The organism is Comamonas sp. JUb58 (genome assembly GCF_004364775.1).
Lineage (GTDB): Bacteria > Pseudomonadota > Gammaproteobacteria > Burkholderiales > Burkholderiaceae_C > Comamonas.
Map to the genome: position 1 here is coordinate 43079 of NZ_SOAL01000010.1, position 11976 is coordinate 55054.

The 11976-nt window shown below is 63.5% G+C and carries 14 protein-coding genes; 2 read left to right on the plus strand and 12 right to left on the minus strand.

Annotated features, from left to right (window positions below):
• Nucleotides 1-71: 71 nt before the first annotated feature.
• Nucleotides 72-947, plus strand: a complete 876-nt coding sequence (locus EDF71_RS12270; RefSeq protein ID WP_133856874.1) for an NAD-dependent protein deacetylase — start codon at nucleotides 72-74, stop codon at nucleotides 945-947.
• Between the two features lie 184 nt (nucleotides 948-1131).
• Nucleotides 1132-2625, plus strand: coding sequence for a glycosyltransferase family 39 protein (locus tag EDF71_RS12275; RefSeq protein WP_133857022.1), 1494 nt, complete (start codon nucleotides 1132-1134; stop codon nucleotides 2623-2625).
• Nucleotides 2626-2673: 48 nt separating this feature from the next.
• Here the strand turns inward: EDF71_RS12275 and hisD are convergent, their stop codons facing one another.
• From hisD to EDF71_RS12335, 12 genes are all read right to left on the minus strand, one after another.
• Nucleotides 2674-3993, minus strand: coding sequence for a histidinol dehydrogenase (gene hisD, locus EDF71_RS12280; RefSeq protein WP_133856875.1), 1320 nt, complete (start codon nucleotides 3991-3993; stop codon nucleotides 2674-2676).
• A gap of 69 nt (nucleotides 3994-4062) precedes the next feature.
• The gene (gene hisG / locus EDF71_RS12285; RefSeq protein ID WP_133857023.1) at nucleotides 4063-4707 is read right to left on the minus strand and encodes an ATP phosphoribosyltransferase; all 645 of its coding nucleotides are present in this window, start codon (nucleotides 4705-4707) and stop codon (nucleotides 4063-4065) included.
• 91 nt (nucleotides 4708-4798) lie between these two features.
• On the minus strand, nucleotides 4799-5041 hold the full coding sequence (locus tag EDF71_RS12290; RefSeq protein WP_133856876.1) for a BolA family protein: 243 nt from the start codon (nucleotides 5039-5041) through the stop codon (nucleotides 4799-4801).
• Nucleotides 5042-5142: 101 nt separating this feature from the next.
• Nucleotides 5143-5898, minus strand: coding sequence for an ABC transporter permease (locus EDF71_RS12295; protein ID WP_133856877.1), 756 nt, complete (start codon nucleotides 5896-5898; stop codon nucleotides 5143-5145).
• The gene (locus EDF71_RS12300) at nucleotides 5895-6845 is read right to left on the minus strand and encodes an ABC transporter ATP-binding protein (protein WP_021026080.1); all 951 of its coding nucleotides are present in this window, start codon (nucleotides 6843-6845) and stop codon (nucleotides 5895-5897) included. The genes EDF71_RS12295 and EDF71_RS12300 overlap by 4 nt, the downstream gene beginning before the upstream one ends.
• Before the next feature lie 48 nt (nucleotides 6846-6893).
• Nucleotides 6894-7175, minus strand: coding sequence for an STAS domain-containing protein (locus EDF71_RS12305; RefSeq protein WP_133856878.1), 282 nt, complete (start codon nucleotides 7173-7175; stop codon nucleotides 6894-6896).
• A 9-nt stretch (nucleotides 7176-7184) separates the two neighbouring features.
• Entirely contained in the window at nucleotides 7185-7841 is a 657-nt protein-coding gene (locus EDF71_RS12310) for an ABC transporter substrate-binding protein (RefSeq protein ID WP_133856879.1), read from the minus strand.
• A 113-nt stretch (nucleotides 7842-7954) separates the two neighbouring features.
• Nucleotides 7955-8725: a VacJ family lipoprotein gene (locus EDF71_RS12315; RefSeq protein WP_133856880.1), complete on the minus strand. Its 771-nt coding sequence runs from the start codon at nucleotides 8723-8725 to the stop codon at nucleotides 7955-7957.
• A gap of 24 nt (nucleotides 8726-8749) precedes the next feature.
• Nucleotides 8750-9229, minus strand: a complete 480-nt coding sequence (gene mlaD, locus EDF71_RS12320) for an outer membrane lipid asymmetry maintenance protein MlaD (RefSeq protein WP_133856881.1) — start codon at nucleotides 9227-9229, stop codon at nucleotides 8750-8752.
• A 35-nt stretch (nucleotides 9230-9264) separates the two neighbouring features.
• A complete protein-coding gene (gene mlaE / locus EDF71_RS12325; RefSeq protein WP_133856882.1) occupies nucleotides 9265-10047 on the minus strand; it encodes a lipid asymmetry maintenance ABC transporter permease subunit MlaE in 783 nt (260 codons plus the stop codon).
• A complete protein-coding gene (locus tag EDF71_RS12330) occupies nucleotides 10047-10874 on the minus strand; it encodes an ABC transporter ATP-binding protein (protein WP_133856883.1) in 828 nt (275 codons plus the stop codon). The genes mlaE and EDF71_RS12330 overlap by 1 nt, the downstream gene beginning before the upstream one ends.
• Nucleotides 10875-11146: 272 nt before the next feature.
• Nucleotides 11147-11899 carry an amino acid ABC transporter ATP-binding protein gene (locus tag EDF71_RS12335; RefSeq protein WP_133857024.1) on the minus strand — a complete coding sequence of 251 codons (753 nt, stop codon included), beginning with the start codon at nucleotides 11897-11899 and terminating at the stop codon, nucleotides 11147-11149.
• Nucleotides 11900-11976: the final 77 nt, after the last annotated feature.

Consider the following 11976-nt stretch of genomic DNA (forward strand, 5'->3'; position numbering starts at 1 on the left):
CGCCCCCCCTCGCATCCCATCTCGCAAAGACACTGTCGCGGCGCGAGGAGACTTTGAACAGGTTCTAACCCATGCCACTTCTCACCGAACTTCTCCCGCAAGCCACCGTATCCGCTGATCTGGCAGCATTGACCCGCTTGCTGCAGCAGCACCGCCCCTGGACCGTGCTGACCGGCGCGGGCGTGAGCACCGGCAGCGGCATCCCCGACTACCGCGATGCGCAAGGCGCCTGGAAGCGCCCCGCTCCGGTGCGCTTTCAGGACTTTATGGCCGAGACGCTCACGCGCCAGCGCTACTGGGCGCGCAGCCTGGTCGGCTGGCCGGTGTTCTCGCAGGCCCAGCCCAATGCTGCGCACCAGGCGCTGGCGCGGCTGGAGCAGGCCGGTTATGTGCAGGCGCTCATCACCCAGAACGTCGATGGCCTACACCAGCGCGCGGGCAGCCAGCGGGTGGTGGACCTGCATGGCCGGCTGGACCAGGTGGTTTGCATGGGCTGCGGCCAGCGCCTAGTGCGTGCTGACTTTCAGCACCAGCTGATGGCCGCCAACCCCGATTGGCAGCACCTGAGCGCCAGCGCCGCCCCCGATGGCGATGCCGACCTGGCCGGCGTGGACTTTTCCGCCTTTCAGGTGCCAGCCTGCCCTGCTTGCGGCGGCATCCTCAAGCCCGATGTCGTCTTTTACGGCGAAAACGTACCGGCCGCGCGCCGCCAGCAAGCCATGGACCACCTCGCCGCCAGCGGCGCACTGCTGGTGGTGGGCAGCTCCTTGATGGTGTATTCGGGCCTGCGCTTTGTGCACGCCGCCAAGCAAGCCGGCTTGCCCGTTGCCGCCATCAACCTGGGCCAGATGCGCGATGACGCGCTGCTGGACCTGAAGCTGGCCCAGGCCTGCGCGCCCGCGCTGAGCAGCCTGGCTGATCAGCTGGCGCCCGCCCGCAGCGACTGATATTTTCAGTAACCAAAACCCCCGTCCGCTGCCCCGCCAACGGTAGATACAGCCAATAGCCTGCAGCTACACTAGCCAGCTTTACAAAGCCCCACAGCCCGTGACACAGCCTTGAGCGCTGTGTGCGCTCCACTGCATGTCCCCTGCCGTTTCAGCCCCAATCCAGCCGCACGACCACCAGAAAATGCTGCGCACCATGCTGGCCTTTGCCTGCCTGTATGCCCTGGCCTGGACCCTGTTCCCACCGCTGCTGGCGCCCAGCTTTCCGCTGGATGTGGTCGAGAGCCTGGGCTGGGGCCGTGAGTGGCAATGGGGCTATTACAAGCACCCGCCCCTGCCACCGATTGCGCTGCATGTGTCCTTTCTGGCACTGGGCCGCTGGGGCCCGTTTGCGCTGAGCCAGCTCTGCGTGGGATTAACCTTGTGGCTGGTCTGGCTCACGGCCTGCCGCCTGGTGGGGCGCGAGCGCGCCTTTATCGGCACAGTGCTGACGATGGGCGTGGCCTTCTATACCCGGCCGGCGCTGGAGTTCAACCACAACATTGCGCAAATGCCCTTCTGGACGGGCATCTGCTACTTCTACCTGGCCGCCTGGCAGGACGACAAGCGCTGGCAATGGCTGCTGCTGGGCCTGATGGCCGGCCTGGGGCTGCTGAGCAAATACTCCATCGGCCTGCTGCTGCTCTGCCTGGGGCTGTTTACCGTGCTGAGCCCTGCACGCAGCCTGCTGCGCCGCCCGGGCCCCTGGCTGGCCCTGCTGGTGATGGCGCTGGTGTTTGCACCGCATCTGCTTTGGCTGCACAACAACGACTGGCTACCCTTCTCCTATGCCAAGGACCGCTCTGCCAGCCACTACGGCGAATCCGCCCGCGCAGGGGCGCTGGGCTTTTTGCTGACCCAGCTGCTCAACCACCTGCCACTCCTGCTGGTGCTGCTGTTTGGCTTTTTGCGGCTGCGCTGGTCCAAGCGGCGCCCTGCCGTGTCCGCGCCCTGGCAATGGCACAGCGCCAAGCCAGCCTACCTCTGCCTGATCGCGCTGGCCCCAGGCTTGCTGCTGGCCACCATGGGCATGGCGCTGGGCTTGCGTTTGCGCGATATGTGGGGTGTGCCGATGTGGCCTTTCAGCGGCGTGCTGGCTGCAGCGCTGATCCCCAGCGCCTGGCTGGCGCCCATGCGCCCTTATCTGCTGCGCGGCATCATCGTGTGGCTCAGCTTGATTTCGGTGCTCTGTGGTTTGTACCTGTGGAAGATCTCGGACTTCCGCAGGAGCCCCGTGCGCAGCGACTGGCCCTCGGCCGCGCTAGCGCAGCAGGCCGAAGCCACCTGGGACTCCCTGTCCAGCTGCCCGCTCGATACCGTGGCCAGCGATGCCTGGACCGGTGGCCTGGTCGCCATCGGCGCCAAGAGCCAGCCCTCGGTGCTGATCCCTGGTGACCCGCGCCATTCGCCCTGGGCCACGGCCGAGCGCCTGCAACAGCATGGCGCGCTGCGGATCTGGCAGTTGGAAGAAGATGCGGATCGGGATGCCCCCACCGGCCCCTACCCGGTGCTCGATGGCCTGCAAGGCATGCGCATGCACGAGGGCGAATGGAGCATTCCCTGGCCCCGGGGCCAGAGCCGTACCCAGCTGGTAGTGCAGTGGCAGGCCTATGTGCCCGCGGCCTGCGATCGCCATTGAGGACGCTGCGCTGCCCCTGTCTTGATGGCGAGGGCAGCGTAGAACGATTTAACGCTTGATGCGCATCTCGGCCGCGCGCGCATGGCCTTGCAGGCCTTCGCCATAGGCCAGCACGGCAGCGGTCTTGCCCAGCACCTGGGCACCGGCCTCGCTCACCTCGATCAGGCTGGAGCGCTTTTGGAAGTCGTAGACGCCCAGTGGCGACGAGAAACGGGCGGTGCCGCTGGTGGGCAGCACATGGTTGGGGCCGGCGCAGTAGTCGCCCAGGCTTTCGCTGGTGTAGGCCCCCAGGAAGATCGCGCCCGCATGCTTGAGCAGGGGCTCCCACTGGTGCGGATCGCGGCTGGAGACTTCCAAGTGCTCGGGCGCAATGCGGTTGCTCAGCGCGCAGGCCTCTTCCATGTTGCGCGTGAGGATCAGCGCGCCCCGGTCGGACAAGCTCTTGGCGATGATGGCCTTGCGCGGCATCTCGGGCAGCAGGCGGTCGATCTCGCGCTGCACGGCATCCAGGTAGGCGGCATCGGGGCAGAGCAGAATCGACTGCGCCAGCTCATCGTGCTCAGCCTGCGAGAACAGGTCCATCGCCACCCAGTCCGGCGGCGTCGTGCCATCGGCCAGCACCAGGATTTCGCTGGGGCCGGCAATCATGTCGATGCCCACCAAGCCAAACACGCGCTTTTTGGCGCTGGCCACGTAGGCATTGCCCGGGCCGGTGATCTTGTCCACCTTGGGGATGGTGGCGGTGCCATAAGCCAGCGCCGCCACGGCCTGCGCACCGCCAATGGTGAAGGCGCGGTGTACGCCGGCCACATAGGCAGCAGCCAGCACCAGCGGGTTCTTCACGCCCTGGGGCGTGGGCACCACCATGATGATGTCTTCCACACCGGCCACATGGGCGGGGATGGCGTTCATCAGCACGCTGCTGGGATAGGCGGCCTTGCCACCGGGCACATAAATGCCCACGCGGTCCAGCGGCGTAACCTTCTGGCCCAGCAAGGTGCCGTCTTCGTCGCGGTAGCTCCAGCTCTCGCCATTGGCCTTTTTCTGGGCCTCGTGGTAAGTGCGCACGCGGCGTGCTGCGGATTCGAGCGCCTCGCGCTGCTCGGCCGGCAGGCCATCGAACGCGGCTTTGAGCTCTTCCTTGCGCAGCTCCAGCGCCAGCATGTTTTCCGCTTGCAGGCCATCAAAGCGCGCGGTGTAGTCCAGCACGGCGGCATCGCCACGCTTTTGCACATCCGCCAGGATATCGGCCACCCTCTGCTCAATGGCAGCATCCGTGTCTGCCGACCAATGCAGGCGCTGAGCAAAGTCATGCTCAAACTGGGCATCGGTGGTTGACAGACGGGCGGGGGTGGCAACGAATTCCATAGTGATTACCTTCTGACTCAGACACTTTTCAAACAGGCAGGTGCCAGCCTGGGGGATGGTGGGAGTGGCTTAGCTGTTTTTGGCCACACCGGCTGCAAACACATCGATGATGTGGCGCAGGCGCTTTTGCTTGAGCTTGAGCGCCGCCTGGTTCACCACCAGGTGGGAGCTGATGTCGATAATGTGCTCGACTTCCTGCAGGTGGTTGGCGCGCAGGGTATTGCCGGTGCTCACCAGGTCGACGATGGCATCGGCCAGGCCGGTCAGCGGCGCCAGCTCCATGCTGCCGTAGAGCTTGATCAGATCCACGTGCACGCCTTTGCGCGCAAAGAACTCGCGGGCAATCTGCGGGTACTTGGTGGCCACGCGCAGGCGTGCGCCGCGCTTGACGGCCTGGGCATAGTCAAAATCATTGCGCACCGCTACGCTCACGCGGCACTTGGCAATCTGCAGGTCCAGCGGCTGGAACAGGCCATCGCCGCCATGCTCCAACAAGGTGTCCTTGCCGGTCACGCCCAGGTCGGCACCGCCGTACTGCACATAGGTGGGCACATCGGAGGCACGCACCAGCACCACCTGCACATCGGGCTGGGTGGTGGCAAAAATCAGCTTGCGCGATTTCTCGGGGTCTTCCAGCACCTCGATGCCTGCGGCTGCCAGCAGCGGCAGGGTTTCGTCAAAAATGCGGCCTTTGGAGAGGGCCAAGGTGATCATGGTGGTGTTATCCATGGGGCACTTTCGCCAGCGGCAGCCTGCGCATCCTTGCCGGATGGGGCTGGGCCAGCCTGGGTTGATACAAGAAAAATCAGGCCTGCTGGGCAGCCCACTCGGCAGGGGTGTAGGTCTTCATCGACAGCGCATGCACCTCATCGGTATGCATCTTCTGGCCCAAGGTGGCGTACACCAGCTGATGGCGCTGGATCAGGCGCTTGCCCTCAAAGGCGGGCGACACGATGGTGGCAAACCAGTGGCGGCCATCGCCTTCCAGCGCGATATGTTCGCAGGCCAGGCCGGCGGTGATGATGTCTTGGAGGTCCTCAGCAGTCATTGCACGCTCTCACTTATTCGGTTCTAAATGCCTGCCAGCCGCTCCGTGGGGTGGGCTGCTGGCAAGGCGGCTGCAGCCACGCGGGCTGCAGCAGGTAGTCATTAGTTGCGGATCTTGTAGCCGGTGCGCAGCAGCTGCACGGCCAGCGCACTCACCAGCAGCCAGGCGATGGCCACGATGCCCAGGCTCAACCAGGGGGAGGTATCGCTCTGGCCAAAGAAGCCGTAGCGGAAGCCGTCGATCATGTAGAAGAACGGGTTCAGGTGGCTGACCTTTTGCCAGAACGGGGGCAGCGACTGGATCGAATAGAACACGCCCGACAGAAAGGTCATCGGCACGATCACAAAGTTCTGGAACGCGGCCATCTGGTCAAACTTGTCCGCCCACAGACCGGCCAGCAGGCCCAAGGTGCCCATCAGGCCGGCGCCCAGCACGGCAAACATCAGCACCCAGGGCAGCGATGCAAAATGCGGCGGCGCAAAGAACAAGGTGATCACATAGACACCCAGGCCGACGGCCAGACCGCGCACGATGGAGGCGCCGACAAAAGCAAAGAACCAGCCCCAGTGCGACAGCGGCGTCAGCAGCACAAACACCAGGCTGCCCATGATCTTGCTTTGCACCAGGCTCGACGAGCTGTTGGCAAAGGCATTCTGCAGCAGGCTCATCATCACCAGGCCCGGCACCAGAAAGGCGGTGTAGCTGACATCGCTGAACACCGTCACCCGGCCTTGCAGCACATGGCCAAAGATCAGCAGGTAGAGCACGGCAGTCAGCACCGGCGCGGCCACGGTCTGGAAGCTCACCTTCCAAAAACGCAGCACTTCTTTGTAAAACAGGGTTTGCCAGCCGCTCATCGTGCCACTCCCGCACCCAGTTGCGTGGTGGCATGGTCCACCACGGCATCGCGCGCCATCACTTGCAAGAACACATCCTCCAGATCCGCGCGGCGGATCTCCAGGTCTTCCACCACCACACCGGCAGTGCGCAGCTGGGCAAGGATGCGCTCCACATCCGCTGCGCTGCTGGCGGGCAGCTGCACAATGCGGCCGGTGATGCGCGCCTGGGCCGCTAGGTCCGCCGGCAGCAGGCCATCGGTCTTGAACTGCAGCACGTTCGAAGAGCTGCCCTGCAGCAGCTCAGCCATCGTCGACAGCGCCACCACATGGCCCGAGCGCAGCATCGCAATGCGGTTGCACAGCGCCTCGGCCTCTTCCAGGTAGTGGGTGGTGAGCAGCACCGTATGGCCCTGTTTGTTGAGCTTGCTGACGAACTGCCACAAGGTCTGGCGCAGCTCCACATCGACGCCGGCTGTGGGCTCATCGAGCACGATGATCGGCGGCTTGTGCACCAGCGCCTGGGCCACCAGCACGCGGCGCTTCATACCGCCGCTCAGCTGGCGCATATTGGCCGTGGCCTTGTCGGCCAGACCCAGGCTTTCGAGCAGCTCATCGATCCAGGCATCGTTGTTTTTCACACCGAAGTAGCCGGACTGGATGCGCAGCGACTCGCGCACATTGAAAAAGGGATCAAAAACCAGTTCCTGGGGCACGATACCGAGCTTGCGGCGCGCATTGGCGTAATCCTCGCGCACGTCGCTGCCCAGCACCTTGACGGAGCCACTGCTGGCCCGGGCCAGGCCGGCCAGAATACTGATCATGGTGGTCTTGCCCGCGCCGTTGGGACCGAGCAGGCCAAAGAACTCCCCTTCCTCAATATCGAGGCTGACGTTGTTCAATGCCTGGAAGGGCCCCTTGGCGGTCTGGTAGACCTTGGAGACGGATTGGAATGCGATGGCGGACATGAGTCGGCCATTGTAGGCGCAGCGGCCAGATGCCGCTGGGCTGGGGGTTCAATGCGCCGCTGGGGGCTGCAGCAGGCCATCCACGCCGTAGAGACGCGCCAGCGACAGCAGCGGCGCCGACATGCCGCTCAGTTGCAGCGGCCGGCCGGCTGCCAGTGCCGCGCGGCGGCCGCCCAGCAAAACCGCCAGCGCCGAGGAGTCAAAAACCACCAAGGCACTGGCATCGATCTGCGCCGGCGCGCCCGCAGGCAGCTGGGCCATGTCTGCCTGCAGTTGCTGCAGGCAGGCCTGGGCCTGCACCTGGGTCAGAGTCGAAGGCAGACTGAACATGGCGCGCGTTTACTTCTTGGCGCCGCCGGCATTGGCCTTGTTGCGGGCCACGATGGAATCAATCAGGGTCTGGGGGCTGCCGCCGGGCTTGTTCAGCTCTTCCTGGAACTGGTTGCGGTAGGTTTCCACCATCCAAATGCCCATCACGTTCAGGTTGTAGATCTTCCAGCCCATGCCTTGACCGGGCGTCTTTTCCAGGCGGTAGTCGAGCTGGATCGGGTCGCCACGGCCCAGGATCTCGGAACGCACCACGACTTCCTTGTCACCAGCCTGCATGCGCACGGGCTTGACGTTGATGGTCTGGTCGCTCACTTGGTGCAGCGCACCGGAGTAGGTGTTGACCATCAGTTTCTTGAACTCGTCCTGTAGTTGCTGCTGCTGTGCGGCAGTGGCAGTGCGCCACTTGGGGCCCACGGCCGAGGCCATCATGCGGCGGAAATCCACATTGGGCATGACCACGCTATCGACATACGAGGTGATCTTGGTCACATCACCACCGCGGATGGACTGGTCGGTCTTCAAGGTGTTCAGCACCTGGTCAGACAGTTGCTTGATCATGGCGTCGGGCGCCATATCCGCAGCGCTGGCCACCAGGGGGGTCGATGCCATGCAAGCCACGGCAGCTACGGCGGCGGAGTACTGCACCCATGCGCGACGATTCAACATATGCTTTCCTTTCAGCCCAGGTCTGCGATTCAGACTCAGAGCATTTTTGATTCTGGCGCGGTCATGCAGTTGCATGCACCGCTATGTTTCTTGTAAGTCTTTATATCTTCGACTTATTTGACATTGCCCTGAGGCTGTGGGTCAGCAGCAGATTCGTTCATCCACTGCGTCTCGTCCTCTTCCTCGCCTGCGTGGGTGGCGTTCTGGCGCAGCTGCAGGTAGGCGTCACGGGTGAAGCTGTACTTGTCCAGCGCGGCAGACTGCACCAGCGACGTGGTGCCCAGCAGGTTGGCACGGGTGTTGACGATGCGCAGGCCGGTCAGCGAGTTGCGCACCGGCACATCGTTGATCGAGCTGACCACGTTGCCTTGCCAGTCCACCACCATGCCGGCGGAATCGCGGATGGTCGAGGGGCCCAGCAAAGGCCAGACGATGTAGGCGCCTGCCGGCATGCCGTAGCGCGCCAGAGTCAGGCCAAAGTCCTGCTTGTGGCGCTCGATATCCATATCGCTGGCGATATCGATCAAACCACCCAGACCGAACACGGTGTTGGTGGTAAAGCGCACCACACTGTTGTAGGTGCCCTCGCCCTTGAGCTGCAGCGCATTGTTCACGGCCGACCACAGGTCGCCCAGGTTGGCGAAGAAGTTGGTCACGGCGGTGCGCACCACGGTCGGCGTCACATCGCGGTAGCCGGTAGCCACCGGCTCCAGCACGGCATTGTCGACAGCATCGTTGAAGCTGAACATGGCCCGGTTATAGGGCTCCAGCGGGTCGCGGGGGTTGGCGCCAGGGCCGCTGGCGCAGCCGGTCAGCACGGCAGCCAGGCCCAGGGAGGAGGCCAGCATCCACGTGCGGCCTGAGAGGTTGGTTGGATAACGCATCATCGTTCTCGTTTTTTGCTTGTGTTATTCGGCGGCTTTGGGTGCGGAACTCTCCGAGGCCTTGCCATACAGGAACTGGCCGATCAGATTTTCCAGCACGATGGCCGATTGTGTATTGGTGACGGTATCACCACTGGCCAAGGGCTTTTCATCAAAGCCGGCCTCGACGCCCACGTACTGGTCGCCCAGCAGGCCGCTGGTCAGGATCTTGAAGGAGCTGTCCTTGGGGAAGGTATAGCCATTGGTCAGCTCGATATGGACATCGGCCTGGAAGGTCTGGTCATTGAAGCCGATGCTCTTGACGCGGCCCACCTTGACACCGGCGCTGCGCACTGCGGCCTGCGGCTTGAGGCCACCAATGTTGTCAAAGCGGGCGGTGACCTCGTAGCCTTTGTTGAAATCCAGGGTCAGCAGGTTGCCTGCGCGCAAGGCCAGGAACACCAGCGCGGCGGCGCCCAGCATGACAAACAGGCCAACCCAGATATCGGTTTTGGAGGGCTGCATATGCGAATCCGTTTCTCTTTTCTATAGGGTAGGCATCAGATGCTGAACATCATGGCCGTGAGCATGAAGTCCAGCGCCAACACCGACAACGACGCCATGACCACGGTGCGCGTGGTGGCACGCGAGACACCTTCGGGGGTGGGCTTGGCAACAAAGCCTTGGAGCAAGGCGACAAAGGTCACCGTGATGCCGAACACCATGCTCTTGATCACGCCATTGCCCAAATCCTGGAACACATCAACACCGCTTTGCATCTGGCCCCAGAAGGCGCCGCCATCGATGCCCAGCATCAAGACGCCAACAATCCAGCCGCCCATGATGCCGATGGCGCTGAACACCGCAGCCAGCAGCGGCATGGCAATCAGTCCCGCCCAAAAGCGCGGCGCCAGAATGCGCTCGACCGGATCGACGGCCATCATCTCCATCGCAGACAGCTGCTCACCCGCCTTCATCAGGCCGATCTCGGCCGTCAACGCGGTGCCGGCACGGCCAGCAAACAGCAGGGCCGTCACTACCGGGCCCAGCTCGCGCAGCAGGGTCAGGGCCACCATCATGCCTACGGCCTCGGCCGAGCCGTAGCGCTGCAGGATGTAGTAGCCCTGCAGGCCCAGCACAAAGCCGACAAACAGGCCCGACACACCAATGATGGCCAGCGAGTAATTGCCCAAAAAATGGATCTGGTCGCGCAACAGGCCCGGACGCCGGATCACATAGCCCAGCCCGGCCAGCAGGCGCAGCAGCAGGCGCGTGGCCTGGCCAACTGCTGCCGCCTTGGAGCGCAGCGCAAAACCAATATCAGCAGGGTGCCACCAACGCATCAGCGGCCTCCTTTCGCGGCAGGAATTCCAAAGTCTTCATCCATGCTGGGCCCTTGCACATGGAAAGGCACCGGCCCCTGCGGCAGTGCGTGGACAAACTGGTGCACCAGCGGATCGCTGCTGGCACGCACCTCATCGGGCGTGCCCTGCGCCGCCACCACGCCGGGACCCAGAATGATCACCTGGTCGGCCAGCTTGAAAGTCTCTTCCAAATCGTGCGAGACGATGATGCTGGTGAGGCCCAGGGCGTCGTTGAGCTCGCGGATCAGCTGCGCCGAGGTGCCCAGCGAGATCGGGTCCAGCCCGGCAAAAGGCTCGTCGTACATGATGAATTCGGGGTCCAGCGCCATCGCACGGGCCAGCGCCACACGCCGGGCCATGCCGCCGGAAATCTGCGAGGGCATCAGATCGCGCGCGCCGCGCAGGCCCACGGCCTGCAGCTTCATCAGCACAATGTCGCGCACCATCGCATCGGACAGCTTGGTGTGCTCGCGCAGCGGAAAGGCCACGTTCTCGAACACCGTCATATCGGTGAACAGCGCGCCAAACTGGAACAGCATGCCCATGCGGCGCCGCGCGGCATAAAGCTGCGCTTGGCTCATCGCTCCCACATCCTGGCCGTCAAGCAGCACCTGGCCGGCCTGCGCACGGGCCTGGCCGCCAATCAGGCGCAGCACCGTGGTCTTGCCACCGCCGGACGCACCCATCAGCGCCGTCACCTTGCCGCGCGGGATGGTCAGCGACACATCGCGCAGGATGGTGCGGTCACCATAGCCAAAGGTGACATTGCGCAGTTCGACAAGAGGTGGTGAGGCAGAAGATTGCATAGAAAAGCCGGCAACATCCGGCATCGTCATCATAAGAGGGGGCAGGGCTCTTTTCTGTAGTCAGTTGCCGCAGCCCAAGCAGGAGAGCTTACGACTTGTAACAAACATTCATGAATGTATTTATATCGCCAGATCGTAACCCGGACGGGCTAAGCCCCGCAATGCAACAGGCTATTGCTGTCCCTGGCGCGATCGGGCAAGCCTGGAGCATCGCACAGGTGGCTTCTCAGACCGTTGACTACAGCGTCAACAAGGGTGAGAAGCGCCCGTGATTAAAGCATATTGTCCAAAAAGGAACGAATGCGCGGATGGCTGCAGTCTTCAAAAAAGGCACGCGCTGGCTTGGCCTCGATCAGGGCGCCCTGGTCCATGAACACCACGGTATTGGCCACCTCACGGGCAAAGCCCATTTCATGGGTGACCACCAGCATGGTCATGTGCTCTTCGGCCAGCTGGCGCATGGTGCGCAGCACTTCGCCGGTCAGCTCCGGGTCCAGCGCCGAGGTGGGCTCGTCAAACAGCATGATGTCCGGCTCCATCGCCAGCGCCCGGGCAATGGCCACGCGCTGCTTTTGGCCGCCTGACAGCCGCGCCGGATAGGCATCGGCCTTCTCCAGCAGGCCCACCTTGCGCAGCAGTTCCTGGGCCTTGGGCATGATCTGCTCGCGCGTCAGACCCTTGACGACCATCGGCGCCTCGGTGATGTTGTCGATCACCGACAGATGCGGGAACAGGTTAAAGCCCTGGAACACCATGCCCATGCGGCGCAGAATGGCGCGCATCTGGGCATCTGGTGCGTACTGGGCCTGGCCCTGTGCATTGGTGCTGACGAGGGTCTGGCCCTCGACCACCACCGAGCCCGAATCGATCACTTCGAGGTGGTTCAAGCAGCGCAGAAAGGTGCTCTTGCCCGAGCCAGACGGGCCGATCACCGCCATCACCTCGCCCTTGTGGATATCCAGCGAGACGCGCTTGAGCACCTCGTTGCCGTTGAAGGCCTTGCAGATATCGCGCGCCTGCACCATCACCGGGGGGGTGCCCATGTCATTGCCTGTCATTGCCATACTCCTGCGCTCTTCGCTGCTACTGCTTCTTGCCGATT

Bases quoted from the DNA above. Each gene is read 5' to 3' on its own strand.
- EDF71_RS12275 (WP_133857022.1), top strand. From the start codon at position 1,132: ATGCTGCGCACCATGCTGGCCTTTGCCTGCCTGTATGCCCTGGCCTGG.
- hisG (WP_133857023.1), bottom strand. From the start codon at position 4,707: ATGATCACCTTGGCCCTCTCCAAAGGCCGCATTTTTGACGAAACCCTG.
- EDF71_RS12295 (WP_133856877.1), bottom strand. From the start codon at position 5,898: ATGAGCGGCTGGCAAACCCTGTTTTACAAAGAAGTGCTGCGTTTTTGG.
- EDF71_RS12290 (WP_133856876.1), bottom strand. From the start codon at position 5,041: ATGACTGCTGAGGACCTCCAAGACATCATCACCGCCGGCCTGGCCTGC.
- EDF71_RS12335 (WP_133857024.1), bottom strand. From the start codon at position 11,899: ATGGTGCAGGCGCGCGATATCTGCAAGGCCTTCAACGGCAACGAGGTG.
- EDF71_RS12300 (WP_021026080.1), bottom strand. From the start codon at position 6,845: ATGTCCGCCATCGCATTCCAATCCGTCTCCAAGGTCTACCAGACCGCC.
- hisD (WP_133856875.1), bottom strand. From the start codon at position 3,993: ATGGAATTCGTTGCCACCCCCGCCCGTCTGTCAACCACCGATGCCCAG.
- EDF71_RS12310 (WP_133856879.1), bottom strand. From the start codon at position 7,841: ATGTTGAATCGTCGCGCATGGGTGCAGTACTCCGCCGCCGTAGCTGCC.
- mlaD (WP_133856881.1), bottom strand. From the start codon at position 9,229: ATGCAGCCCTCCAAAACCGATATCTGGGTTGGCCTGTTTGTCATGCTG.
- EDF71_RS12305 (WP_133856878.1), bottom strand. From the start codon at position 7,175: ATGTTCAGTCTGCCTTCGACTCTGACCCAGGTGCAGGCCCAGGCCTGC.
- EDF71_RS12330 (WP_133856883.1), bottom strand. From the start codon at position 10,874: ATGCAATCTTCTGCCTCACCACCTCTTGTCGAACTGCGCAATGTCACC.
- EDF71_RS12270 (WP_133856874.1), top strand. From the start codon at position 72: ATGCCACTTCTCACCGAACTTCTCCCGCAAGCCACCGTATCCGCTGAT.
- mlaE (WP_133856882.1), bottom strand. From the start codon at position 10,047: ATGCGTTGGTGGCACCCTGCTGATATTGGTTTTGCGCTGCGCTCCAAG.
- EDF71_RS12315 (WP_133856880.1), bottom strand. From the start codon at position 8,725: ATGCGTTATCCAACCAACCTCTCAGGCCGCACGTGGATGCTGGCCTCC.